Annotated in this window: 22 protein-coding genes and 1 pseudogene; 17 read left to right on the top strand and 6 right to left on the bottom strand. The window is 49.9% G+C overall.

Translation table 11 applies throughout. The features are described from left to right. Positions 1-28: 28 nt before the first annotated feature. From B5F71_RS00275 to B5F71_RS00205, 15 genes and pseudogenes are all read left to right on the top strand, one after another. Positions 29-1,279 (top strand): toprim domain-containing protein, encoded by a 1,251-nt coding sequence (locus B5F71_RS00275; RefSeq protein WP_087206910.1) that lies wholly within the window; start codon positions 29-31, stop codon positions 1,277-1,279. Continuing rightward, positions 1,276-1,782, top strand: a complete 507-nt coding sequence (locus B5F71_RS00270) for a PH domain-containing protein (RefSeq protein WP_241148510.1) — start codon at positions 1,276-1,278, stop codon at positions 1,780-1,782. Before B5F71_RS00275 ends, B5F71_RS00270 begins: the two co-directional genes overlap by 4 nt. Then, positions 1,763-2,455 (top strand): hypothetical protein, encoded by a 693-nt coding sequence (locus B5F71_RS00265; protein WP_087206908.1) that lies wholly within the window; start codon positions 1,763-1,765, stop codon positions 2,453-2,455. Before B5F71_RS00270 ends, B5F71_RS00265 begins: the two co-directional genes overlap by 20 nt. Before the next feature lie 21 nt (positions 2,456-2,476). After that, positions 2,477-3,160 carry a hypothetical protein gene (locus B5F71_RS00260; RefSeq protein ID WP_087206906.1) on the top strand — a complete coding sequence of 228 codons (684 nt, stop codon included), beginning with the start codon at positions 2,477-2,479 and terminating at the stop codon, positions 3,158-3,160. 36 nt (positions 3,161-3,196) lie between these two features. Then, positions 3,197-3,832 carry an antitoxin gene (locus tag B5F71_RS00255; protein WP_087206904.1) on the top strand — a complete coding sequence of 212 codons (636 nt, stop codon included), beginning with the start codon at positions 3,197-3,199 and terminating at the stop codon, positions 3,830-3,832. Positions 3,833-3,862: 30 nt separating this feature from the next. Continuing rightward, positions 3,863-4,690: a M23 family metallopeptidase gene (locus tag B5F71_RS00250; protein ID WP_087206903.1), complete on the top strand. Its 828-nt coding sequence runs from the start codon at positions 3,863-3,865 to the stop codon at positions 4,688-4,690. Between the two features lie 23 nt (positions 4,691-4,713). Then, the gene (locus tag B5F71_RS00245) at positions 4,714-4,998 is read left to right on the top strand and encodes a hypothetical protein (RefSeq protein ID WP_068855470.1); all 285 of its coding nucleotides are present in this window, start codon (positions 4,714-4,716) and stop codon (positions 4,996-4,998) included. Positions 4,999-5,002: 4 nt separating this feature from the next. Then, the gene (locus B5F71_RS00240) at positions 5,003-6,835 is read left to right on the top strand and encodes a hypothetical protein (protein ID WP_087206901.1); all 1,833 of its coding nucleotides are present in this window, start codon (positions 5,003-5,005) and stop codon (positions 6,833-6,835) included. Positions 6,836-6,852: 17 nt separating this feature from the next. After that, positions 6,853-9,489 (top strand): ArdC-like ssDNA-binding domain-containing protein, encoded by a 2,637-nt coding sequence (locus B5F71_RS00235; protein WP_087206898.1) that lies wholly within the window; start codon positions 6,853-6,855, stop codon positions 9,487-9,489. 249 nt (positions 9,490-9,738) lie between these two features. After that, positions 9,739-11,343 (top strand): tyrosine-type recombinase/integrase, encoded by a 1,605-nt coding sequence (locus B5F71_RS00230; RefSeq protein WP_032571686.1) that lies wholly within the window; start codon positions 9,739-9,741, stop codon positions 11,341-11,343. Next, positions 11,340-12,323 carry a tyrosine-type recombinase/integrase gene (locus B5F71_RS00225; protein WP_032571687.1) on the top strand — a complete coding sequence of 328 codons (984 nt, stop codon included), beginning with the start codon at positions 11,340-11,342 and terminating at the stop codon, positions 12,321-12,323. The genes B5F71_RS00230 and B5F71_RS00225 overlap by 4 nt, the downstream gene beginning before the upstream one ends. Next, positions 12,295-13,326, top strand: a complete 1,032-nt coding sequence (locus tag B5F71_RS00220) for a tyrosine-type recombinase/integrase (protein WP_032571688.1) — start codon at positions 12,295-12,297, stop codon at positions 13,324-13,326. The genes B5F71_RS00225 and B5F71_RS00220 overlap by 29 nt, the downstream gene beginning before the upstream one ends. A gap of 230 nt (positions 13,327-13,556) precedes the next feature. Continuing rightward, positions 13,557-14,975: a glucosaminidase domain-containing protein gene (locus tag B5F71_RS00215; RefSeq protein ID WP_241148509.1), complete on the top strand. Its 1,419-nt coding sequence runs from the start codon at positions 13,557-13,559 to the stop codon at positions 14,973-14,975. Between the two features lie 41 nt (positions 14,976-15,016). After that, the gene (locus B5F71_RS00210; RefSeq protein WP_018667491.1) at positions 15,017-15,634 is read left to right on the top strand and encodes a hypothetical protein; all 618 of its coding nucleotides are present in this window, start codon (positions 15,017-15,019) and stop codon (positions 15,632-15,634) included. Positions 15,635-15,636: 2 nt separating this feature from the next. Continuing rightward, positions 15,637-16,707, top strand: a pseudogene (locus B5F71_RS00205) (zincin-like metallopeptidase domain-containing protein); the annotation flags it as partial. Positions 16,708-16,924: 217 nt separating this feature from the next. Here the strand turns inward: B5F71_RS00205 and B5F71_RS00200 are convergent. From B5F71_RS00200 to dnaN, 4 genes are all read right to left on the bottom strand, one after another. Continuing rightward, positions 16,925-17,110, bottom strand: coding sequence for a hypothetical protein (locus B5F71_RS00200; RefSeq protein ID WP_087207137.1), 186 nt, complete (start codon positions 17,108-17,110; stop codon positions 16,925-16,927). 5 nt (positions 17,111-17,115) lie between these two features. Beyond that, positions 17,116-18,177 (bottom strand): DUF1848 domain-containing protein, encoded by a 1,062-nt coding sequence (locus B5F71_RS00195; RefSeq protein WP_087206892.1) that lies wholly within the window; start codon positions 18,175-18,177, stop codon positions 17,116-17,118. A gap of 167 nt (positions 18,178-18,344) precedes the next feature. Beyond that, positions 18,345-18,923 carry a hypothetical protein gene (locus B5F71_RS00190; protein ID WP_087206890.1) on the bottom strand — a complete coding sequence of 193 codons (579 nt, stop codon included), beginning with the start codon at positions 18,921-18,923 and terminating at the stop codon, positions 18,345-18,347. A 79-nt stretch (positions 18,924-19,002) separates the two neighbouring features. Next, complete coding sequence (gene dnaN, locus B5F71_RS00185) at positions 19,003-20,124, bottom strand: DNA polymerase III subunit beta (protein ID WP_087206888.1); 1,122 nt, start codon at positions 20,122-20,124, stop codon at positions 19,003-19,005. Positions 20,125-20,211: 87 nt separating this feature from the next. On the opposite strand from dnaN, the gene B5F71_RS00180 reads away from it, so the two are divergent. Together B5F71_RS00180 and B5F71_RS00175 are read left to right on the top strand one after the other, a co-directional pair. Continuing rightward, positions 20,212-20,439, top strand: a complete 228-nt coding sequence (locus B5F71_RS00180; protein ID WP_087206886.1) for a hypothetical protein — start codon at positions 20,212-20,214, stop codon at positions 20,437-20,439. Positions 20,440-20,554: 115 nt separating this feature from the next. Then, positions 20,555-21,589, top strand: a complete 1,035-nt coding sequence (locus B5F71_RS00175) for a phosphoribosyltransferase family protein (protein WP_241148508.1) — start codon at positions 20,555-20,557, stop codon at positions 21,587-21,589. Between the two features lie 102 nt (positions 21,590-21,691). Here B5F71_RS00175 and B5F71_RS00170 read toward each other — a convergent pair whose 3' ends face one another. Both B5F71_RS00170 and mobV read right to left on the bottom strand, forming a co-directional pair. Beyond that, the gene (locus tag B5F71_RS00170) at positions 21,692-23,158 is read right to left on the bottom strand and encodes an OmpA family protein (protein ID WP_087206884.1); all 1,467 of its coding nucleotides are present in this window, start codon (positions 23,156-23,158) and stop codon (positions 21,692-21,694) included. Between the two features lie 174 nt (positions 23,159-23,332). Next, positions 23,333-24,793 (bottom strand): MobV family relaxase, encoded by a 1,461-nt coding sequence (gene mobV, locus B5F71_RS00165; RefSeq protein ID WP_087206882.1) that lies wholly within the window; start codon positions 24,791-24,793, stop codon positions 23,333-23,335. Between the last annotated feature and the right edge of the window lie 174 nt (positions 24,794-24,967).

The following is a 24,967-nucleotide window of genomic DNA, read 5'->3' as shown; positions in this document are numbered from 1 at the left end:
ATTAAGAATGAGGAATTGAGAATTGGTCATGGCAGAACTGACTTACGAGGATTACAAGAGGCGACTGAGCATACAGGAATTGCTGGTGGACGCAGGCTATCGGCTGAACCGTCGTGACGGCCTGCGCTATCCGTCGTATGTCCGCATTGACAGCGACGGGCGCAGGGTGCGCGGCGACAAGTTCATCGTCACCGGCAACGGCTTCTGCTGCTTCCAACCACCCGAACGCAAGAACTACAACGTCATCTCCTTCATCAAGGAACATCCCCACTTCTTTGCCGAATACACTCCGGGGATGTCTGCCGACCGGTTGGTCAACCTCGTATGCCGCCGCCTGTTGAACGAACCGCAGGAAATCCGTGAAACAAGGATATTCAACCCCGGCAAGGAGGGCAAACCGTTTGATATCGACGAATACGACCTGCAAGCCTTCCGCATGGACGATTGGGAAAGCCAGAAGAAGTTCTATCCCTATTTCAAGAACCGAGGGATAGACCTCGACACCCAACGTGCCTTTTGCGGCCATTTCTTCCTTGCCTCCAGACATCGGACGGACGGCAAGTTGTTCACCAACCTCGCTTTCCCATTGTCGCTGCCCGCATGGCCGGGCAAACAGATTGTCGGTTTGGAAGAACGCAGCCGCCCCAATGCCGAGGGGAAGACCGCTTACAAGGGCATGGCGGCAGGGAGTAACGCCACCGAAGGCATGTGGATAGGCAGGCTTGAGCAGCACCGCAGCGATGTGGGCTATACCACACCGCTGTCGGGAGCAAAGGATGTGTATTGGTTTGAGAGCGCCTTCGATGCGATGGCGTTCTACCAAATTGAAAAGAAGGGAAATGTGGCATACGCCGACTTGGGAAATGCCGTGTTTGTTTCCACGGGCGGTACCCCGAGCGTGCGGCAGTTTGCCGGAATGCTGGAGCAGACACCTAATGCCAACCACCACCTCTGTTTCGACCGCGACCGCGCGGGGCAACTCTATGCCGTGAACTTCGCCTTGCAGATGAACGGGAGGGTATTCAACTCGCATACGACCCAAAAAGACACCTTGGTTGTCACCGACTTGACAGGGAAATACGGGCGGCACGAAATGAATGTGGCCACCTTTGACTTTGACGCCATCTGTAAGGAACTCGGCTTGGATAAACAGCATATCGATTACCGTCCTCCCAGCGAGGGTTACAAGGACTGGAACGACCAACTCTTGGACAAACGGATGGACGAGAGCATGGAACAAGATAATACAGAAGAAAAACAAACCAGATTCAGGCGATGACACAGATTAATTCACAATCCCCATTCATGCTGCCCGGCACCCTGCAATTACGACCACGGACGTTGCAGTTTTTTATCGACAACCTGCCGTTGCTGACGCTCGACCTGTGCGGTTACGCTTGTGCCGGGATGGACGGAATGCCGTTCAAGGGATTGTTGCTTTGGTTGTCAGTGGCCATGTCGTTGGTCTTGGCTTACCGTTTTATCTACCTCAAACGCATGATTTACCGCATTACGGACGAACAACTGATATATGAACATGGGGTGATTACCCGGAGCAGCGATTACGTGGAACTATACCGGGTAGTGGATTTCGCCGAGCGGAGCAACCTGCTGCAACAACTTTGCGGGCTGAAAACCGTGAGCGTCCATTCAGGCGACCGCACCACGCCACAGCTTGACATCATCGGCATGGAGATAAATGACGATTTGGTGACTGTCATCCGTGGACGGGTAGAATTGAACAAACGAAGAAAAGGAATCTATGAAATCACGAACCGTTAAGATATGGATCATCGTATTTGCCTTGTGCGCCGGCATCCGGGTACAAGCGCAATTCGTACAGACCAACCCTTTGGAATGGTTGGCCTTGGCAGAAGGCAACGAGGCTATCAATAGCCAGATACAAGACCAGATTGAAGGCCAGACTAAAACGGCGGTCTTGCAGAACACCATCGCCGCCGAGTTCAACCGCATTCATGAATGGGAACGCAAATACAGCGACTACCTGCAAACGGTGGAAGGTTATGCCTCCTCGCTGAAAGCAGCCACCACCCTGTATGAGGACGGGGTACGCATTTTCATCACTCTTGGCAAACTGCGCAAGGCCATCACCCACAATCCGCAAGGCATTGTCGCCACGATGAGCATGAACAACCTCTACATTGAAACGGCCACTGAACTTGTTTCGGTTTATACGCTACTCAGAAATGCCGTAGCTACCGGAGGGCCGCAGAACATGCTGACAGGTGCAGAACGGAGCGAAACCCTCTGGGCTTTGTCCGACAGGCTGGACGCTTTCAGCAAGAAACTGTACCTGCTGCATCTGAGCATCCGCTACTACACCATGACTGATGTGTGGAACAGCGTCACGGCCGGGATGATAGACCGTAGCAACGGAGAAGTGGCCCATGCTGCCTTAGACAGATGGAGGAGGGCGGCAAAAATCATTCAATGAAGAAAAAATGATGAATGAAGCATGGGAGGAATAAAGAAACATATCGTGATAATGGGCTTGCTGCTTGTTTGCTCGTTGCAATTAAAGGCGCAAATCGACCCGACCCTGGCCGGGATGGTCTATCTCTATACCGAAAAGGCGGAAGACCAGTTGAAGGCACAGGAACGGGCGATGCTGATGCAGACCACCGGGCATATCTGGACACGGGAGGAAGTGGAAGGCACGACGGACATCCAACGGAAGTTCAACGACTACCTCGATTCTTTCCGCGACATCATCAGCTATGCGGCACAGATATATGGCTTCTACCACGAGGTAGGCAAACTGGCAGAAAATATGGGAAGCCTGAACGACCAATTGCGCAGCCATGCAGGGAATGCCATTGCCGTGGCACTCACCCCGAACCGCAACCGCATCTATCAAGAACTGATATTGGGCAGCGTGGAAATCGTGAACGACATCCGGCAAGTATGCCTGAGCGACACCAAGATGACCGAGAAACAACGGATAGAATTGGTGTTCGGCATCCGGCCGAAGCTGAAAGCGATGAACAAAAAACTTCGCCACCTGACTTTGGCGGTGAAATACACCTCGCTGGCCGATGTGTGGGCGACCATTGATGAAGGGGCAAGGCCGCAGAAAGCGGACAAGGCAGAAATCGCCCGTGCCGCTATGAGGCGGTGGAAAAGAAACGGAGATTTATAAACGGATATAGAAACATCAATAAAACAATCACTGGATATGGGAGGATGGTCAAGAATATTGGGTTTCGGCAAGAAACTGGTCAACAACTCCGTCACACGCTCGATGGGCGGCGCGATAGTGCATCCCCAGCGCACCCTTGCCGGATTCGGACACGCCACCAAGACCGCAGTCGTCGGAGGCGGCATGGGTTACCTTGCGTGGGAGAACATTGTGAACGACAAGCCGGTAGTGCGCACCGTGGCCGACGTGCTGGTCGGTGAAGAGAACGTGGACAAAGGAGTGGAAATGGCCGGGCAAGCAGCCGACCGTGTGGAACAGGCTGTTGACAAGGCAGGTGAAGCCCTGCAAGGCGTAAAGGATGGCGTTTCCACCATGAACCAGACATGGGGAGGCATCGGAACGTTCTTAGGCAACCTAACTGGTGGGAACGGTTTGGATATGTTCGGCAATTTCTTCTCCAACTTGGGAAAAGGAAACGTGTCGGGCTTGGGAATGCTCGGCTTGGTAGCTTCCGCCTTGTTGGTGTTTGGCCGTTTCGGCTGGTTAGGCAAGATAGGCGGCCTGCTGCTGGGCATGATGCTTATCGGTAACCACTCACGGATTGAGCAGACGCAACCTGTGGGGCAAACGCAACAAGAGGAGCAAGAACGGCAGGGAGGAATGCGAAGATAAAACGGAAAGAAAATTGACAATAACGAGAATATGGACTATACACAAGAAATGAACCTTGTTTCCACAAGCGGCTACTGTATGCCGTTTGAGGAACGGGACGGCGAAGTGAAGATGCTCTTGGGCTATGGGGAACAGGCCCATCCTAAGAGCGGCGAGACGTTTTTCCACCACGGCGTGGATTTCGGCACGCATCGGTACATACTGGCCGCAGTGGCCGACGGCGTGGTGACGGGAATCGGGAGCACCCCCAGGCAGGGGCTGTTCCAAGTGACCCGGTACGACAAGTATGAAGTGACTTACGCCCACCTGGCAAGGGCAATGGCACCGTTCGGGGCAAAGGTAAAGGCAGGGAGCGTGTTGGCCATCAGCGGCGACCTGCTCCACATGGAGGTGCGGTATGACGGAGAAGAAATCAACCCCATCGACTTTCTCACCATGATTTATGGCAATTTGAAGATGATGCAGCAACAAGGACATACCGGTATGCCCGACTTCGACACCCTCGAAATGGAGATACCCACTGACTATGACGATGACCGGGAGGAAATCGAGCAACTGATGCTCCGCTTCTATCCCGACTACCTTACGGACATCGCGGGCGGACAATACAAGGTATCCGGCCATACCGTCCAGTCGCTACGCAATATTTTCTCGCTTTCGGCTATCCGCAACTATTTCTATGAGGTGATACCCTCGTTGGCCAACCCGCTCGGCATCGGCAGCCGCTCCATACCCATCGCCGCCAAGGTACAAAACCTGCTGATAGGCGACTTCCTGGACTACTTGGCGTTCCGTCACGGGGTGTTCCTCTCCACGTTGGACGAAAGCGGTAAAAAAAAAAACTTGACGAAGCGGTAGCCGCCATCGGCGTCACCGACCCGTTGGAAGGACTGGAGATAGACGTGCGCAGTTTCGACATACCCAGGCTTGTCACCGTCTATCCCGACCGGGCAGGTTTGCGTTGGTGGACGAAAGCCTGGTTCAACAACAAGGAGGACGGGGAAGCCTCGGTGGAGATCAACCGGCAAACGGCGGTGGGCTTTATCCACGATGAGATAGCCAAGGACACCCTGCTGGAGAAATACTATCCCAAGCAGATGGAAGCCTGCCGCCATGCGATAGAACAGACCAAGGAACAACTGATGAAGCAACTTAACATCATGTAACATCATGAGCAAGGAAATACAACATAGCGAACGGTTTGCCGAAGTGGAATACTGCCTGCAAAGCTACTTTGACACCCATTTCGTCCCTGTCATGCGTAGCGTGAAGGACTTCCTCGGCAAGAAACAGGCGGAAGAAATTGGCGAATACGCCCTCAGCCCGGCGGGGTTGCTTGGCAGCTTTGCCGCCGGTGCCACGGGTATGCCGGACAACACCCTGCAGTATCTGCGCCTGACGGGTGAATGGAACAGCAAGACAGCAGAGGACTATGTGGAGATGTGCCGTGAGCGCATCGCCGGGAACAAGGATTTCACATCCGACCTGGCACTGTTGGCACATGAATGGCGGGAGGCCGTGGTCGCCGAGATTGGCAGGGAGCAGTACGACAAGCTGTCTGCCCGGTTAGGTGGCGACCTTGCATACGCCTACGTGGACTACCGGGTGGAGCAGATGATGGTTGACCGTATGGTCAAAGAGCAGATGCCCAAGTCATCGGTGGAATATGTGCTGCGCAAGGGCATGGAGGGAAGCTTGTTCGGGTTTGCCGATTCGTTGATGCGCTCCCCCTTACAACAGGAGATAGACGCAAGGGGCGAGGCCGCCTATAACCCTTCCACCGGGGAAAAGTGGGCCGGACGCGGCGTGTCATTGGCTGCCGATGCCGTGGCTACCGGCGGCATCGCATCTTGGGCGGCACTGGCAGGAACGGTGGGCTTGGAAGCCGCTTCCTACGGTGTGGAGTGGTACATCGAGGGCAAGGAGAATGCCGGAAAGAAACCGCCCACCGTAGAAGATTGCATCAGCCGTGCCGTGTTCGGTGCGGAGGATAACGTGTTCACTGGCTTCCGCAAGCAAGGAAACAAAATCCTATCCTACGAGAACGACTATGTGCTGTCGGTCAACAGCCAATTGGTCAAGCCGATGGGCATCCTTACCGAAAGACCGGTATGGGCGGATTGGATGGAGCAGAATACCCTACCGGATTTTCCCAGCCTCCAGTCAATGTTTCCCGAGATATTTGAAGACAAACGCAACGATGAACGCTACAAGAATATGCCCTTGGTTGTGGCACCCGGACATGAGGAAGAATACTTGGCTGAGCAACAAGCCTTGCAAGAAGAACCAAAGGGTATAAACAGCTTGACCCCCCTTTCTACGGACGGGCAAGCACCGACATCAGACAGTCAAGGACCGACATCGGACGAGCCACAAATGCCACAATCGCCCCGACAAACTAGACAACCAGATCAACAGCCCTCGAATGAAAACGGTTGGGATGGACTGCTCAGGACATTCGGATTAGACGGCATCGGCGGTGTGGGCAGGAACCTGAGCTATGTTGTTTCCATGCTTCCCGATGTGCTGATAGGCTTGTTCACCGGTCATACCAAATCATTCGGGGTAAAGGACAGCCTGCTGCCCATTGCCTCCATCTTGCTAGGCATGTTCGTCCGCAACCCCTTGTTGAAAATGGTGCTGATAGGCATGGGCGGCTTGAACCTGCTTAACAAGGCCGGACAGGAGGCTCTTGACCGGCAAGAAGAGACATCGGCCAAACAGCTGTATAAACCCTATCCCGATGAACCGTTGAATGCAAGGCTCGCCCATCCCGTACTGCAAGGAGACAACCTCTTTATGGACATCGACGGTGTGCCGTGCAGCATCCTGTTGCCATACCATGCCGCCGAAGCCTGCCGGGAAGGAGCATTGCCGATAAATACCCTCGCCAATGCTGTGCTGGCCAAGCATGAGGAAACAAGGCAAATGACCCAAGAAAACTACCGCGCATCGGAACAGACCTTGGAAGAAGGCAGGGAAAGGACATTTGGTATCAAGTAAAACTAAACTGAAGATATATGAGCAAGGACAAAAGCCCACAAGAAAAAGCTGCCGTGGAACGGGAGAAGGAACTGCTGTCTGGCGCATTGAATGGCGCGGCAATCAGCGGCGGCTATTGGTTGAACGCTTCGGGCAGGACGGCTCCAAGGTTTTACCCGAAAGGTCCGGAAGTCAGCCCGTTCAACGCCCTCATACTCGGTATGCACGCCGACCGTGGCGGTTACAAAACCGCCCGCTATTTCTCGTTCAACGAAGCTAAGAAACACGGCGAGGCGGTGCTGCAAGGCGAGAAAGGAGTGCCGTTCCATTGGTACAAATGGGAGAAGTACGTCAACCGCAACGACCCGAGCGACACGATGTCGAGGGAAGACTACCTCCAGTTGGACAAGGAAGAGCGGAAACAATACAAAGGGGTGCGCAACCGGGAGATACGCATCCTGTTCAACGTGGACCAGACCACGCTGCCCGATTCCATTCCCGAAACCTACCGTGCCCTATTGGAGAGCCACGGCGGCATCAACGACCGGGGCAATCTTAAAGCGGAAGAACGGCAGTTGCGGAATGCCGTCAACCATTTCGTGGCGCAAATCAAGGAAAACCTCGTGCCCATACGCAAAGACGGTACCGGCACACCCCGTTACGACACCGCCAAGGATGCCGTCTATATGCCAGACCAAAAACATTTTTCCTCTTACCCCGACTATGTGCAGGAATTGGTGCGCCAAGTGGCAAGCGCCACCGGCCACCGGCAACGCCTTGCCCGTGAAGGCATGGTGATGCAGGGTGGGAAAGCACCATCGGAAGATGCCGTGAAATATGAACGGCTGGTGGCCGAACTCGCTGCCGGAGTGAAGATGATGGACTTCGGCCTGCCGGCCAAAATGTCAGCGGAGAGCCTGCCTTTGGTGGAATACTGGACACAGGAACTGCAAGAGAACCCCACCCTGTTGGAAGCCATCGAAACGGACGTGAACAATGCCGTGGAGGTGATGCGCAAGGCAGAGCGTGGCGAGAAAATAGAATACGCGACCTTGCTTGACCACAAGCGCACCACCGAATTGCGCGAGAAACAGAAGCCGCAAGTGGATTCAAGGGAGAGCGCCATTCTGATCGACATCATCCGCAAGGGAGGCATGGGTGTGGACAGCCGGAATTTCGCCTCTCCCGCCGAGAAACAGGCGTTCCTGGAAAAGTTCAATCTGGGCTTCTATGACAAGAAAGTGGAGGAAGCGTTGTTAAAGGTGCATGATGAAGACCCTGAAGTGATGGAAATCGCCTTTACCGAAGCCGTCCATTACGGCACACAGATGGCGGAGTCCTGCAAGGAATATATGCCCGCCGAATGGAATACCAAGGGCAGCTATACGGTGTCGGACAGCTTGAAGGGGATACCCGACCGCTCTACCAAGGAGATGGTCATCGTGCGCGACAAGCAGACGGGCATCGTGGATGTCGTGCTGCCGGCCGGAGCGTTGGAGGGCGGTCATGTGGCCTTTCCCGATGGCGACAAACGCCCATACTGCTTGACACCGGACGAGGTGATGAACGCCCAAGAGCGGTCTGAACGCGGGGCAAAGGCGGTGACGAACAACCTGCCCGGCTTCTCCAAAACACGCATTGATAGCGCCTTGCGGGCGCAAGGGGCTACATTCGTCCGCTTCTTCAACAAGGATGGCTTGCTGGGCTTCCGTCCCGATGACAGTTATTTTGAGGGCAAGGAGGTGACCACGGCCAAATTGGAGGGCAAGGAACTGCGGACACTCTCGTACATCGACGTGTCGGAAGCGGTAGAAAACGCAACCTCCGTGCAGTTCGACCGCATACAGATGTTGCGTGACGATGACGGACGCTGGGCGTTGTACCTCAAACCGCAGGGAGAAACGTCATTCAGCGTCTATCCCGACAAAGAGGATGTCAACCGTTTCTTCACCACCATCAAGCAAGGGCAACAGGAAGCGTCCGCCGAAGTACGCCGCAGCTTGGCCAATAAATACTACGCCCTGGCACAGAACAGGCCGGAACTGAAAGTGGACTTGTTTGCTGGTCCCGCCGAGAATGCCGACCTGTCCAAAATCAAGCGGGTGAATATCTTCCGCACCAAGGACGAGCGCATTCTCTGCGCCCCGGTCATCGACGGCATAGAGAAAGTGCAGCCGAGGCTGGTGACACCCCAGCAGTGGCAACGAATGTGGGCGGCGGAGGATATGGCCGAATATAAGACCTGTCTGGCAGCCAAGCTCTTTGCCGATGTGTTGCAACAGGCAAACGCGCAGGCCCAATCACAAGAATCCCATCAAGGAGAACAAACCCGCATAGCATTTGATGCCAATGCCAAGGGACAACCATTTACCCCGGCTATGCAGGAACAGTACGACCAACTTAAAGGCAAGCACCCCGATGCCGTGCTGCTGTTCCGGACCGGCGACAACTATCTGGCCTATAAGGAAGACGCACAGACCGCCTCACGGATATTAGGACTTGATGTAGTACATGGAGATAAAGCAGACATCGTTTCCTTCCCCTTCGGGGATTTGGACACCCATCTTCCCAAACTTATCCGAGCTGGGCAACGGGTAGCCATCTGTGACCAATTGGAGAACCCCGAGCAGACAATAAGCAAGGAGAATGAGGTACGTATGGGTCGTGGACGATAATAACAGGTATTGATAATCATAAGATTTGGATATGGGCAAAAGCAAGAACGAAACATACGCGGAGAGATACGCAGCATATGCCATGTTATGTTGAAAATAACATAACATCGCAAATGTTGAGTATAAAGTTATGTAATCTTTATTATTCATATTATTGATATTATTATGCTTAATGAGATTCTACACAACATAATTTTTTGTACGTTCGTTTTCAGACAGAAGATATGTTTCACTATAAACTATTAATGTATGATAACGCAATTATTTAAATCCAAGCCAACGCAAAGGAAACATCTTGATGCTCCTTTACTCCAGGTGCGTATTCGCTTTCTTTCTATGAAAAGCGAACAAGGTCTATGCCAAGAACATCTGAAAGATTGGGCACGTATTCTTCTGGCGTTTGTTTCTTGTTACAATCTTCAAGATGGAAGCACTACACGAATCTCATTAAACGAAGTCGTAAGCAAAGCGGAGTTATGGGCAAAATCAATTTCCAAAAAATCCCGTAAAAAGAATACTCATCAGATGGTGTTAGATGAAGAAAAATTTGTAGTTCGTTCTATCGATTTTCTGGAGTATATCGGTTTGTTGGATATCCGCTACTATGACAACGTGGTGAATCTACTTGTAGAACGTAAGTTTGATAAAGTCAAACTCATCGTTGCTCCTTTCTTCCAAGAACGGGTCTCTTTCCTTAACGGGTATCGTTTGAGTGGTCACAAAAAGGAAACATTACGCCGTTATGCCCAATACCAGATTCATTTAATTGAATTTTTGCGACTCAAAAATACCCAAATGGTTACTGACGAAGAGATTTTTGCAGCAGCACAGAAATGGAAGGATTATTCGGATCCAAGTTCGCACAAGAAATCCGGGTCAAAATGGAATGATACATTTTTCGTCACTGTTGCAAAGAAATGGCTGGCAGCCATGAATATGTATAAAGTGGAAGAAACTAAATCTATAAGTGACATCCGCATAGAGAAATATCTTCAAGATTTGCAATATCGAGGATATTCATACGCTACGTTAACTTCGTCCTTGCGCTCGCTACATCGCTTTTATGACACGATAGGCAAGCAAAACACAGAAGAGCCCATCACTTTGGCTGATATTGACAAGTGCATAGAAATGTATACGTCATGCCATACAAACAGACAAACCATTAAAGCATACATGGCGCGTATTCGTTCCTACTTACACTATGCCGCAGAGCAAGGATGGTGTCAACCTGGGGTGTGTGAAGCCGTTGTACTTCCGCGAATATATAAAGAGGAAAACTTGCCTTCATTTATGTCTTGGAATATGGTTCAGGCAATACTTCAACGAATGAAAAACGCCAAGGGGAAATCAGCAAGAAGAAACTATACAATCGTTTTGTTGTTAGCGACTTATGGGCTACGCTGTAGTGAAGTCGCAAATCTGAAAATATCAGACATTAATTGGCGTAAAGAACAAATTCATATACAACATGCAAAAGGTGGCAAAAGCCAAACGTTCCCCCTTTTACACTCTGTTGGTGAAGCAATCATTGAATATCTTCGGTGTGAAAGACGAAATGATTCACACAATGATAGTTTGTTTTTCTGTGCCAAGGCTCCTTTTCGTGCTATTACGTGTCAAGCAATTCATGATATTGTGCGTAGAGAATTGCAAGATGTATCAATCAAGCATAAAGGTCCACATTCATTGCGCCATAGTTATGCTACTTTCTTAATAAACAATGGACAAACGATGAAGGAAGTAGGTGACTTGCTTGGGCATAAAAGCATTGATTCAACAAGAATTTATGCAAAAGTTGATTTTCAGTCTTTACGCGAAGTTTCTAACATAAATTTTGATGGTGTATTATGAATATTCAGACAGTTACAGAATTATATATCGCCTTCCGGGATTCTCTCAAATATAGGGATTCATCTGACAAAAAGTCAAGGATTAAACATACCATAAGAGAGTTTGCCAAATTTGTAGGAGTATCAAAAGAAACGGAACTAATTACAGAAGAAGACTGTACTTCCTTCTTAAACAGAAGGAACACAACCGTTACTACCGCATGGAAGAAAGACCACTGTGCTATAAAGAAATTATTCGAATGGGCATGTCTAAGAGGATATACCCCGATTAATCCTGTCCCAAAACAATTACCAGTTTTTCCTGATGCTCATCCAGCTTACATTTATAGCAATGATGAGTTAAAACGCCTGTTTGATGCATCATTGACTTATATGAAAGCTGAATCTCTTGTCACCGATCCGCGATGTATCCGTTTTATATTGATGACGACCTATGCCATGGGATTAAGAATTAGCGAGACCCTTGCTCTTCGTTTTAAACACATTGATCGTAAACAGCAAATCATACATATTGAAGATAGTAAATTCTTCAAATCCAGATATGTGACCTATAACCATCAAGTTGCAAAACTTATAAACGAAGTCTTTGAGTGGAGAAAATCCGATAGCTACCCAATGGAACCAGATAATTACGTCTTCGTGTCAAAACAGGGGAAACCCGTAAACTTTGTCACCCTTCATTGCATATTCGCAAAAATTCGCAAGAAAGCCAATTTATATTTCCCCGAATTAAAAAGACATCAACCAAGGATCCATGACCTCAGACATAGTTTTGCTACAAACGTTCTTAAAAGTTGGTATAAAGAAGGAAAAGACGTACAATCCTTACTTCCGAAACTCTCCATATATTTGGGCCATTCAAATGTATCCCATACATCTGTTTACCTAAGTATGATTCCTGAAATATTAGAGAAAGCCAACGAATTGTTTTACATCTATAAAAATCAAGACAATGAAAACGCCACAGACAACAAAGATTGATAACCTTGGCTATTGGCTCAAACTATTCTTGGGCGAATTCCTGACAGTGACACGTAACATGTCCCACAATACCCAAATGAGTTACCGAGACACATTCAGAATGCTTGTTAGATTTGTTTCTGGAAAGACAAATATCGCAATTGACAAACTGAATATTAGTGACATTTCCAAGGAGATGGTATTACTTTTCTTGGACGAGTTTATTGAGAAAACGAGAAATGCATCTGTTTCCTCACGGAATCAACGACTTACGGCCATCAAGTCCTTTGCGAAATTCATAGCATGGAAATGCCCTGACTATATTGATTGGTGCCACCAAATCAGACAAATACCCACAAAGAAAATCACACAGAGGCAAATCACGTACATGGATAGAGAGGAGATAGAGGCACTTACAGAAGCTCCACTAAGCAACAGAAATCATAAATACGCAGAACGAGATCATGTTATAATTCTACTCATGTATAACACTGGTGCTAGGGTTTCCGAAGTAATAAATATACATGTCGGTGACATCGTTATGCCTAAAAAGAGAGGGATGGGAACTGTTACCTTGCACGGAAAAGGCAGACATGAGCGAACTTGCCCTCTTTGGCCTGAATTCTGGGATTTGCTCAAGCCAATGATGGAAGGAAGAAAGCCAGATGAATTCCTTTTCTTGAATCGCTTCAATAGCCCCATGACACGTTACTGCATATATACTCTCATTAAGAAATATGCTGACTTTATCAGCCGGGATTATCCAAACCTCAGGAACAAACGCCCATCACCTCATACTATCAGACATACAACAGCTACTCACTTGCTTAATTCCGGAACAGACATTAATACGGTTAGAAATTGGCTTGGACATGCATCCATTGACACCACGAACATCTATGCCGAGATAAGTATGGACCAGAAGATAAAAGCTTTAAAAAAGTGTGAGTTCCCAAATGTCAAGAATCCAAATCGAAAATGGGGAGACGACAAGAAACTCATGGCTTTTTTAGATAGTCTATAGCCAGTTGAAAAATCATGTTGTGCAAAATGTCAAAGAGCGATTATTTATATGGATATAACACGTTCATACGTGCACCTTAAATGTTGTTATGATGCCCTAAGTGGCGGACTTCTATTAGTTGCTCTCATAGCGACAGTAGTTAAAATTATGTTGTATAGAATATTATTAACTAATTAAGTACCAAGAATATGAACAATAAAGATTACATAACTTTATACTCAACATTTGCGATGGAACAGATGCGTCGGTATGGGATTCCGGCCTCCGTGACACTGGCACAGGGCATTTTGGAAAGCAGCAACGGCGAAAGCACCTTGGCAAAGAAAGAGAACAACCATTTCGGCATCAAGGCCACGCAAGGCTGGTTGGACGGTGGCGGCAGGTATGGCTTGTATACAGATGACAAACCCAATGAGAAGTTTTGCAGCTATGACAGCGTGGCCGATTCCTACGAACACCATTCCCGTTTCCTGGTAGAGAACAAACGGTATGCCGGATGTTTCAAGTTGCAAGCTGATGACTACCAAGGCTGGGCGAAAGGGTTGGAACAGGCGGGATATGCCACGGGAGGCAACTACGCTGCCTCGCTCATCGGCATCATTGAGCGGAACGGGCTTGACAAGTACGACCGCATGGTGATGGAAGAGATGCAAGCACAAGGCCGGACACCGGGTGAGGATAGGGACAGCCACCTTGCCGGAGAGAGCAAGGATTATGCCTTTCCGTTGGAACGGGCAGAGTTTCTGTTGGTGACTGTGCCGTTTGGCGAACAGCGCAGCATCACTCTTCCAACGGACAATGAAGCCGTATTGGCCACGGAAGACAATGGCAAGGTCGTGGCAGTGGATGCCGGCAAATCATTGACCGTGGAGTATGCACGGGCAGATGGAACCACTTATCAGGTCAGCTACCAAGGCCTGACGAACACCCATGCCAAAGTGGGCGATACGGTAAACGCCGGGCAGCAAGTGGGCGTGTCAAGTGACAACCTCCAATTCGGTGTGGTGCAACTCTCCACCGACGGCGCCAAGCGTGACATCGACCCTGCGGCATACTTGGCTGAGATTGCCCCAAAGGGGAAGATTAACCTGCAACTGCTGCACGATGGCAAGGATTTATTGGCAAAATACAAAGCCACAGACGGCACGGCTATCGACGCAGGCCTGTCACCGGATGAGTGGATGAAGAAATTACTTTCATCGGAGGACAGCAACGAGCACCTCGGTTACGGTACTGACCCCATTGTGGAAATGGCCATTACTATGTTCACCTCGCTTATGGCTCTCGCCATGCAGATTGACAATAAGGAGGAACAGATGAGGATGGCTACCGAAGCGGCCTTGAGCAAACGCATCGACCTCTCGGCATTGCTGCCCGCCTGCAAGGAGTGCGTGTTGGAGGTGCAGGACAACGGCCGCCCCATCTTGCATATCGACAGTGGCGACGGCAGTTTCTCGCATGAACTGACCGCATCGGAGATGAACCGCCTTTCCCTTGTCCTTTCCGATACGGGTACCACGGCAGAACAGAAACGCAGCCAAGTGGCGGCAATTGTGGGCGGCATCGCCCTTTCCGGGCAAGTGGCTCGGAACTATGAGCAGGGAATGGAACAACGTAACGGACAAGGCGAGAACCTGCAAATGAGATAATAGACAAAATATCGAATACATCACCAATAAAGGATAACCATATGATTAAATGCAATGTGACAATCAACGGCACGGTCAGCCGGGCGGCGACGGTGCGGACCAATAGCGAGGGACAAACATTCATCTGCTTTGGTGTCAAGACCACCATTCCCGCCAAGTCGGGAGCGGGCAAGCAAGTGGAAATCTCCGTGTCAATGGATGGAGGTGAATCGGACACCAACCCATATGCTGTGGGTACAAAGGTAGAAATGCGAGGCACGCTCACTTTTCGCAAGCGCAGCGACAACCTATACTTGAATTTCCATGCCGATGCAGTGGATTTTACCCCTGCATCCGACAAGGACAACATAGAGGGCGACATTGAATTTCGCGGCACCATCGGCAAGCAGGTGGAGGAAAAGACTGATAAAAAAGGCGGCAAGTATCTGGTGTTCTCGGCTTTCAGTACCGAGAAAGATGGCGATGCCTTCGCTTTCACTTGGGTGCGTTTCATCCGTTTCTCAGCTGAGCGGGAGGCATTCCTTGTACCCAAGACAGGTATAACAGCCAAAGGCAAGCTGGAACTGTCAGCCTACCTTGACAAACTCAACATTGCTTGCCGGGTGGAAGAGTTGGCAGAATGGGTAAAAAAGGAGCATAACAACCAAACACAAGCGTAGGCATGGCAAAGAGGAATGATTACCATAGGGATGGCCCGTCGGCGGAAGACCGGGCGTTGGAACGATTCACGGAACTGATGATAGAAAAGATTTCCACCTTGAAAAAGGACTGGTCGAAGCCTTGGTTTACAGAAGGCATGATGAAATGGCCAAAGAATCTTTCGGGCAGGGAGTACAACGGGATGAATGCCCTCATGTTGGCATTGGAATGTGAGAAAAGGGGGTACGAGCTTCCTGTATTTTGCACCTTCGATGCCGCGCTTTCACTCAATTACAGCAAGAAGAAGGACGGCTCGCGTCAGCCTTTGGTGGATGAGAACGGGGAAAAGCTGCCGTTGGTATCCGTGCAGAAAGGTGAGAAATCGTTTCCAGTGTTCATCACCACCTTTACCGTAGTGGACAAGGAAACGAAAGAGAAAATCAAATATGACGAGTACAAGCGGCTGTCGGACGAGGAAAAGCAGCGGTACAATGTCTATCCGAAGATGAACGTATATAACGTATTCAATGTGGACCAGACCAACCTCCGCGAGGCTCGTCCCGAACTATACGAGAAGATTCGGTCTGCCAATGCACTGAAACCACCCGTAAAATTGGAAGGTGAGTCATTCTCGTTCGCCCCATTGGACGAAATGGTGGATAAAGGGCTATGGGTGTGCCCCATTCGCCCCATGCACCAAGACCGTGCGTATTACAGTATCAGCAAAGACGAAATTGTTATCCCTGAAAAGTCGCAGTTTGTAGATGGGGAGTCCTATTACGGTACCATGCTGCATGAAATGACTCACAGCTCCGGGCATGAAAGCCGGTTGAACCGTTTGAAACCTGCCGCATTTGGGTCGGAGGAGTATGCAAGGGAAGAATTGGTGGCCGAACTGGGCAGTGCGCTGTTGGCCTCGCGGTATGGCATGGCAAAACAGATAAAAGAGGAATCAGCGGCTTACTTGAAATCGTGGCTGGGCAGCTTGCAGGAATCACCGGAGTTCTTGAAAACGACCTTGTTCGATGTAAAAAGAGCCACCTCGATGATTTCGCAACAGATTGATGCCGTGCAAGAACGCATCGAAGCCAAGCCGGACATCATGGATGTGGACGGTGACGGCAATACGCAAGAGGTGGCGCATGAGGACAGGGAACTGGTGGGGGCTATAGCGGAAGACTATGTGCCATATCGCCGAGGTAGGTAAAATAGGAATCGTTCTTGCAAACGGATGCTGTATCATGTATCAAAATGTCAGCCGTGGGGTATTTCCAAACGGCTGACCCATTTCCAATTTTTGTAATTTCATTTCAGCAACAGGACAATTCCGTGGGGAAAACTTCTGCCTCCGAACAATCGGAAGCTATTAAAATGATGCTGTCCTCTTCAATTTCTTCAGGAGCAGATATTATCCCATACTCCCCATCCGATAAACCGCCATCCGGGTCATGCCAATAGACTGTGGCACCCTTCTTGATAAAATCATATTTGCCCATAGTCATTATTTACCTGTAATTGTTTCTGAAAATTTATTATTTTGATGCCGCTCCCAGTTAGCCAATGCCGAAGGTTTAGAGGAATTGGCATAGCAGTATTCACAAAGATGGGGGCAGGTGTCATACTCCCCGATGTCCTTGGAAGCCATGCAGCCACACAACAGGCGTTGGCCTGGGTCTTTCTTATGTCGGCTTATGAAATACCGATTTCCCGGCAATGGTATGGCACCGGACGGCAACAAGCCGTCATCAAACAGGCCGTGCGAGGTTATTTCTTTGACTTCGACACCCATGTGCTTCATCAACGTCTTGTCCTGCCAAGCCAAGCGGGCGATGAGGTCGGCATCGATGCAACGGTTATGAGCTATGCCATACCGGGCAAGCTCCACCTTTTCACCGCAAGTCGCCAAGGCATAATTCCAACCATTCGTCTTGTTCAACTCGGAAAGGCGTTCTGCAAATTCAACCATCTGCCCTTCCGTCCATTCCCTGTAACATATCCCGCTCTTGTCTAAATTGGATTTTACCTTTCTATAGTTAGCGATGTCGGCATAGCTGAACACCATTTTTTCGGTATATCCCTTGAGTTGGTCACCTATGCGTTCCACCTTATCAAGCAAGCTGTCCAAGGAGAGGCTTTCCATGAGCAGCATGGGGTCGAAACGCCATATCACGGCTTTCTTGCCTAAACGTGTGGCCAGTTTCTTGAACGTGTCTATGCGCTCCACCAATGGAGGAACACCTGTTTCCAAGCGTTCGAGTTCGTAATCGTTTAATGTGTATTGTATATAACACCCTATGCCCTTTCCTCGCAGAATATCCAAATAAGGCAACAAGGGGTACGGGTTCTTCGACCAAAATATGATAAACCTTGTATCCTTGTAAGATACGTAACTCCGGACTTTGCTGAAAGGGTTTGTCCATACCGAGTAACCTACTTGGAGGCGATGGAAAAACCAGTCGGCATAAAACGCCGGAATGTCGGTGCTGCGGCTTGCGGAAACAATGACCGGGCAACTTGCCACGGCATTGCCGCCATCTTCCAATATAATGTTTCGTTTGTCCATATCGGTGATTTTCTATGCAAAATAAACAAATATAAACCATATCCCGTTTTCTATCATGTGATTATTGCCAACAAAATATGTGGCAACCTATGTATGGACGGCTTATGCGGCATGGGAAACCTGTAAGGCATCCCATGAACCGCACCATCCGTTTGATTTGAGCCTGTTTAGACTATTCGGTAATGATGCAGGTAACAATATCCCTCATTGTCGCCAGTATGCCATTGCTCATTGAGGGCTTCCACATCTTCTTCCGACTGTATATCGCACTTGCTTATTTCAGCTATCCATTGCAGGGCTTCTTCCATACGGTTAAAATACTCCACCATAAATTCTCCATCGGGAACATTCACGTCCGCGATGTAACGCTCTTTGAAATAACGTCCATCGCTATCATTAGTCAGGTATTCCGCCATCATCGGTTCTTCGGAGCGGTAGTAATAGTTCAGTGACGGAAATTTTTGACAGATGAAGTCGTATGTTTCGATGCAGGGTGACCAAGCAGTTTCGGTTTCCATACGCAGAATATTCCCTTGACATTCCAAAGAAAACCATGTGCCTCGGCAATAGGTTTCTTTCCAATGGCCACCCAAGGCTTCGACAAGGCATCCCAGCCAGTTTGTACCAAAGCCGTTTTCTACCAATGGAGTTTTGCGCCTTTCCAACCTTTTCATCGTTTGGTAAAGGGTCTTGATTTCTTGTTTGTCACCCTCGAATACAAGGGATGTGTTACACCAATTAGGCATGATTGTAAATGTTTGTTGGTTAGATAATATGTTTGGATGGGGTACAGGGCATTGGGAACACCCTGTACTTTTTGTTGTGTCACTCGGGCAACATCATCGGCATCAGCAAAGCCAAGTGTTCCGACTGGCCATCGCTCGATACTGGTTCGATGATGGCGGCACGGCAGGCTTCGCTCATGCGGAAGCGTACTTCGGCTGCGTCCATATTCTCCAAAACCATTTTGAGGTTCTCGGCGTGAAAAGCGATACGGATTTCATTCCCTTGGTAGGTGCAGAATACGGTTTCCTCGGCCGAAGTGGCATTGTCAAAGTCATGCCCCGTGAGGAGCAATGCCATGCCCGAAAAAGACAATACAAGCTGGCGGCTCGTCCTTTCCGCGAATATGCCCACACGACGGATGGCAGATAACAAAGCTTGGCGGTCGATGGTCGCTTCCTTGTCGCTGTTGGTGGGAACAATGGCATTATAGTTGGGATATACCCCCTCTATCAACCGTGTGCTGAAGCTGTCCGTGTCGGTTTTGAACACAATGTTCCGCTCGTTGTATGCCACTTCCACGTTGCCCTCCTTCTTCTGTAACAACAACTTGACAATCTTTGCTGCCTTTGCCGACAAGATGAAACGGCAATCTTCCGCATTTCCTGCTAAGGGATAGGTGTTGCGCACCAACTTGTGCCCATCGGAGGCGGCACACTCCACCTTTCCACCTGCAAAAGTGTAGCTTATCCCTGTCATTACAGGTCGCTGGGCATCGTATGAAACGGCATAAAGCGATTGGTCGATGGAATTGCACAATGTGGCAGCGTCCATGTCGAAGCGAATGTCACTCTCATCTTGCATCATGGGATATTCATCGCTGCCAAACCCTGCCATGTCGTAATGTCCGTTCAAATAGTGAATGGTCACGCTTTTATCATTATCATTGATGGTGAAGGTAATCGGCTGTTCGGGCAGATTTCTCACTGCCTCCAACAAGGTGGATGCCGTGATGCACACTTTGCCTGTTCCCTCCTGTCCTGTAATATCCAGTGAGCCGTGCCATACACATTCCAGGTCGGAGGCGGTCACTTCCAGCGGTGTGTATTCTTTCACCTCCAGCATGAACGTGGAAAGGATGGGCAGTGCCGGTTTGTTGTTCATTACTTTGGCCATTGCAGCCAGTTTGTTCGCCATTGCGGTTGATGATACTGTAAATTTCATAATGATGATGTTTTTATTTCCCTGCTATCGGGCTGCTTGCCCTTGCCTCAGGAAGTTATTTTTCGGTGCAGGATGAGCCGCCCGCCTATGACGCAAACTTTTTGGCAGGAATACGCTTTGGCGCAAGGGAAAGGAAGATTCCTGCCATCGGGACAACCGCTACATCCTGCCTTCGTCCCAAAAGTTTTCGGCATCAACAGCGGACGACTGAAATTCGCACAAGAAAATACGCCCGGCGGCAAGGGCATGGACACGAACGGTAAGAAGTCTGTACAACCGGATGACTGTCAGCATGTAAAAGGAATGACAAAGTAAAATTGTATCTTTGATATTCCCTTGGAAAACACTCCATGCTGCCGTCGATTTTGCTAATTTTGCCGTCTTTTATTCAAGCAACTGAAAACAGATTGAACGATTAGTCATCCTATTATTGCTAATCCTGATACTGGTTACACGGTATGGGAGAAGAAAGCTGGGCGAAGCCTATTGCGCTGCCGCCAAGTATGCGCCTACTTTGGAACTGCGCAGGGATTTCAGCCGCAAGGCGGTGTTGGCGGGCAACCGGGAAGCAAGGAAAATTTTCCCCATCACCGTTGCGAGGTTTGCGGCCGACCATCAGCCGCTGAAAGTGTTCAAGAGGAAGAAAATCCCCTGCGTATTTACGGACTATTACTTCCCGTCACGGTACAATCCATACTTGAGTGAAGCACAAAAACAGTTCTGCCAATCCATTTTGGATTTCAAGGACGGCAAGCATGATGGCATCCGTTTCCTTGTGGCCGGAATAGAGAGATTGAAACCCCAACCAGGTACCATTGTCATGTTCATGCCGTGCAGTACACAGCGCAAATATTGGAGGCGGTTCAAAACGATGGCGGACTATGTACATGACGAATATCCGGAACTTGTGTGCGGCATATCGTATGTCCGTTACACGGGCGACAGGGAGAGCTTGCACCTGCAAAAGGACAGAGGAAATGTTACATTGGAGAAAAATTATTTCTTCAAAGAGGACTTGGCGGGCAAGGAGGTATTAGTGGTGGATGACATCCTTACAACAGGGAATAGCCTGCAAGATTTCAGAAAGGAAGTGGAAGCGGATGGTGGCAAGGTGGTAGGTGCCATTTTTGCCGCCGAGACATTCAAAATGCCCAATGCTTTCTGGTGTTATTTGGAAGCGTTAGGCTGGTCGGAAGATGATGCGGGGAAATATGAATCCAAGCCCGAAGATACCGTTGTGGATTATCCATACCAACGTCGTAAATGGGGTGTCTATGATGAAGAACCGGAAGACATTGATTGGATGCCCGACAGGACGATTATTCATGGGAACAGCATGATAAACTTGTGGTATGGCAAAAGAAAAGGGAAGAATGTAGTGGTAAAAAAGGAAATCTTGCCGTTGGATCCGGAGAGCGACGAGCCATGCAGCGACGACTTGTCTGAATTTGACTTGCGGATATAAGACTGGCCGGCTTTCACAAGCCAGCCAACCCCTAAGAATCCTTGGTTCAAACCAATGAAATAAGTTGTTTCAAACCATTCTTATATTATGAACAACAAGCACCTAATCTGTCGTGTCCGATGATGGTAACAGCAACCTTACACAAGCATTGCGGTTGGCTTCTACGGGATTGTACTTGTCGATGCCGCCGGCTGAAACCGTTTCTATCCTATCGGCATCCACGCCACGTCTTCGCAACTCTCCGGCCATGTATGCGGCACGCCTTTGCGACAAGCCATTGTTGATGGTGTCGTTTCCGGTAGCACTGTCTGCCGCACCGATGATTTGGATGCGCAACCCGTGCTTCTTGACAATCCGGGCGATACCGTCCAGGTTGACCAACTGCGAAGGGTCGGTAAGCCTGTCGGTATCCAGCACGAAGAAGAAATAGATGGGCGGGCCGATATACCTGCCGTCCACAGGCAAGGTTGAAACAATGGAATCATTGCTTTGGAAGGAACCACCGCTTCTATAAGTGGAATCCATGTCGTATGTCCTATAAACGGTGTTTTTACTGTGGATAAAAGCGGTATCGCCTTTATGCTTGTCCTTGTTCGCTTGGGCATCTCGCAACCTTGCACGAAGCGAGTTCAACCCGCTGTAATTGTTCTTGGGATAGCCGGTTGTCAAGCCTTTGCCGTCACGTTCGTCTTTCATCGAAGAAAGCCTGTCCACATACTTGTCCAGCAGCCCTTCCAACTTCAATATCTTCTCCAATTCAGCAATGATGCGGGTGGTATTGCCGTTCATCTTCCGGAGCCGCTCGTTCTCATTGCGCAAGCTGCGGGCATAGCCGGTCAACCGTTCGTTACGCCCGATGTAAGGGGAGGCATCCACCACACGTTTCCGGCCTTTCTTTCCGATAGTATAGGAAAATCCGGCGGTTAGGGATAGCAGACGGTCGCCCCACTTGTTACCTGCGCCCATGCCGTCAAAGTCCTTGAAGGTGGTGGCACAGCCAAGTTCAGCCGTGAGGTGCAGGCGGTCGGTCAAGCGGTATCGTCCTTGTACCCCGTAAGAAACGGCAAAGGGATGGCGGCCTAATTTGTCATTGTGCAGGATGCCCAAGCCAACGTAGGGAGCCAAGTCCCAGCGGAAATCCTCTTTGGTACGTGAGAAGCCCGACAACACGTTCCACATCAAGTCGGCATGGAGATGCAGGAAGTCCTTTGATTCAAGTTGTGCGTCCTTGAACTGCAAGCCTTGGAAGGCGATTCGTGTGCCGATGGCCGGTGTGAACCACTTGCCCACGGAAACGGACAATGCTGGCTTTGTTCGGTCAAAGATGTCACCACAACCAAGCGGTGAACCGACGAATGCCGACACGCCGCCGGACACGTTCACGAACCAGTTGCCACGCCAAGGGGAAACTTCCACGGCATTCTCCAAATAGGCCGGCTCCAACGGTTGCAACAATTCCTCCCACTGCGGAAGGATCTCCCATCGGATGGTGTCCGTCATGGGAACATTGTACGCCCTTGCCATGAGTGGCAGGGACAATACAGATAGCAATAAAAATCTCCTTATCATATTTATCTGTGTATTTGTTTTCTGTTTGCAAAAGAAATGATTCGCCGCGTCTGCAAAGAGGCCGAAAGCCTCTTTCAACTCGTGCTTAACAAGAATTTCGGTAGCGGCAATTTATCATACTGTCAATCATACTGTAAGGCATAGGAAATAGGCTGTTGAAAATCATTTGCCTTGTCATTTCCGGCGGACGCTTTTGCCACTTTTGGGCTTCATCATCCGGCTTGCTTGCATCAGACAGCGTCTTGCCCACGCCCGGTCATCCTCGTCCTCATTGCGCCCCCAAGGCAGGTCGCTGCCGCCACCTCCGCCGCCGTGGCTTTCTGCAAACGTTGTGGCCAAGTCCACATAGTTTGCAAAGAGGTAGATGGCGCATTTGAAAATATCCTCGCCACGCTCGGCCACTTCTTTCAGCAGTGTACCATCGAACAGGCTTTGGCCTTCACCGTCCAATGACGGAAGCAATGACTTGAACTCGTGCAGTATGTCGCCCAGCAGCGCATCGGCCAGCCGGTAGCGCACCTGATGTTCCAAGTCGTAAGTCGCCGCTTTGAGGTCCCGGCGGTATTCCAACGCACGTTCCCGTGTTTCTTCCTCTAACTGGCGAAGTTCTGAGAGTTGCTTGTCCGCTATTTCCAATTTGTTGCGCTTGTCGGTGAGGTTGTCAAGCACTTTCTGCAAGTCAAGGTCGAGTTTGCTTATCTTCTTGCGCAGTTCCTCCGAATCGCCACGGCCTGCTTTCAACTCTTCTGCAAGGGCTTCCATCTCGGCAATCATCTGCTTCTTTTTCTCTTCCAAATTGGCGGTCATCGTACCCAACCCCTTCACCCGTTTCTCGGCAAAACGGATGTCGGCAAGAAGCCCGGAAAGCAATGTCTTATTGTTCTCGATTTGTTCCTCCAAGGTCGTGCATTCCTCGCTCAACGCACGGCGGTATTCTTCCGTGGTCCGGTGTTTCGCTCCTGTCACGGCTATGCTGTTGCCACGCTTCATTCCCCACTTCTCGTTCACCTTGGCAAACTCGTCGTGGAGTGCGAAGAAACGCTTCTTGGAATCATAAATCTTCCCTCCGAAAACCTTGTTGAACGAGATTTTATTCCGTTCATCCACCGGTATCACGGTGCAGTGCACATGTGGGTTCAGTTCATCGAGGTGTACATAGAAGCCGATGACGTTTTCCTCGCCCCAGTGTTCACACGCAAACCTGTACACATCCATTGCCCAACGCTCTATGTCCTTGTTGCGCCGGATATGCGAGTTGTCAGCCCCGTGCGTGAAGTCCACTCTTTGGTTGCCAAAGGCTATCTCGTGCATTCTTTCCCTTGAGCCGCCAAAGATGATGTTTGCTACGGTGCGGTACTGCGGTTCGCACAATTTTGCGTTCGGGTCGGTTATGCCACGTTCCCGCAGATTGTCCGCCATGCGCCTGGTGATAGTCCTCGACTTATCGACCGGCTGGATAATGCCGCCTTTCACAATCTCGAAATTGAGGTGTTCGCGGTTTCGGTCATAGTTGCCATGCTTCGTTGCCCACTCCCAACCTTTTTCCGTCCAGTTACGCTGGTGTTCGTCGCTTTGGCCTACACTCATGCCCTTTCCGGGTCTTATGTCCAATACCTGTTTGATGTCATTTGCCATAATTCAGTCAAATTTTTCAGCTTGCTGCCGCCTCGGCGGTTCCTGCATTTTGCCCTTCCCGGGCAAAGTGCGTATTAGGCTACGCAGGCAGAGCCTGTCTTCGTGGGCAAGCCCTGTCGTCAGGGTCGGAGGTCAAGACCTCCGTCTTTACCCATCCGGCTTGCCGGGATGCTT

This window comes from Bacteroides sp. An269 (assembly GCF_002159755.1).
In the GTDB taxonomy this organism is placed as follows: Bacteria; Bacteroidota; Bacteroidia; order Bacteroidales; family Bacteroidaceae; genus Phocaeicola; species Phocaeicola intestinalis.
The sequence above is the reverse complement of the archived record's forward strand: the minus strand, read 5'-3'. Positions and strand labels throughout refer to the sequence as shown.

What these genes read in the sequence shown, in the direction of transcription:
- B5F71_RS00275 (WP_087206910.1), top strand. Translation starts at nt 29, where the DNA reads ATGGCAGAACTGACTTACGAGGATTACAAGAGGCGACTGAGCATACAG.
- B5F71_RS00270 (WP_241148510.1), top strand. Translation starts at nt 1,276, where the DNA reads ATGACACAGATTAATTCACAATCCCCATTCATGCTGCCCGGCACCCTG.
- B5F71_RS00265 (WP_087206908.1), top strand. Translation starts at nt 1,763, where the DNA reads ATGAAATCACGAACCGTTAAGATATGGATCATCGTATTTGCCTTGTGC.
- B5F71_RS00260 (WP_087206906.1), top strand. Translation starts at nt 2,477, where the DNA reads ATGGGAGGAATAAAGAAACATATCGTGATAATGGGCTTGCTGCTTGTT.
- B5F71_RS00255 (WP_087206904.1), top strand. Translation starts at nt 3,197, where the DNA reads ATGGGAGGATGGTCAAGAATATTGGGTTTCGGCAAGAAACTGGTCAAC.
- B5F71_RS00250 (WP_087206903.1), top strand. Translation starts at nt 3,863, where the DNA reads ATGGACTATACACAAGAAATGAACCTTGTTTCCACAAGCGGCTACTGT.
- B5F71_RS00240 (WP_087206901.1), top strand. Translation starts at nt 5,003, where the DNA reads ATGAGCAAGGAAATACAACATAGCGAACGGTTTGCCGAAGTGGAATAC.
- B5F71_RS00235 (WP_087206898.1), top strand. Translation starts at nt 6,853, where the DNA reads ATGAGCAAGGACAAAAGCCCACAAGAAAAAGCTGCCGTGGAACGGGAG.
- B5F71_RS00230 (WP_032571686.1), top strand. Translation starts at nt 9,739, where the DNA reads ATGATAACGCAATTATTTAAATCCAAGCCAACGCAAAGGAAACATCTT.
- B5F71_RS00225 (WP_032571687.1), top strand. Translation starts at nt 11,340, where the DNA reads ATGAATATTCAGACAGTTACAGAATTATATATCGCCTTCCGGGATTCT.
- B5F71_RS00220 (WP_032571688.1), top strand. Translation starts at nt 12,295, where the DNA reads ATGAAAACGCCACAGACAACAAAGATTGATAACCTTGGCTATTGGCTC.
- B5F71_RS00215 (WP_241148509.1), top strand. Translation starts at nt 13,557, where the DNA reads ATGGAACAGATGCGTCGGTATGGGATTCCGGCCTCCGTGACACTGGCA.
- B5F71_RS00210 (WP_018667491.1), top strand. Translation starts at nt 15,017, where the DNA reads ATGATTAAATGCAATGTGACAATCAACGGCACGGTCAGCCGGGCGGCG.
- B5F71_RS00200 (WP_087207137.1), bottom strand. Translation starts at nt 17,110, where the DNA reads ATGGGCAAATATGATTTTATCAAGAAGGGTGCCACAGTCTATTGGCAT.
- B5F71_RS00195 (WP_087206892.1), bottom strand. Translation starts at nt 18,177, where the DNA reads ATGGACAAACGAAACATTATATTGGAAGATGGCGGCAATGCCGTGGCA.
- B5F71_RS00190 (WP_087206890.1), bottom strand. Translation starts at nt 18,923, where the DNA reads ATGCCTAATTGGTGTAACACATCCCTTGTATTCGAGGGTGACAAACAA.
- dnaN (WP_087206888.1), bottom strand. Translation starts at nt 20,124, where the DNA reads ATGAAATTTACAGTATCATCAACCGCAATGGCGAACAAACTGGCTGCA.
- B5F71_RS00180 (WP_087206886.1), top strand. Translation starts at nt 20,212, where the DNA reads ATGACGCAAACTTTTTGGCAGGAATACGCTTTGGCGCAAGGGAAAGGA.
- B5F71_RS00170 (WP_087206884.1), bottom strand. Translation starts at nt 23,158, where the DNA reads ATGATAAGGAGATTTTTATTGCTATCTGTATTGTCCCTGCCACTCATG.
- mobV (WP_087206882.1), bottom strand. Translation starts at nt 24,793, where the DNA reads ATGGCAAATGACATCAAACAGGTATTGGACATAAGACCCGGAAAGGGC.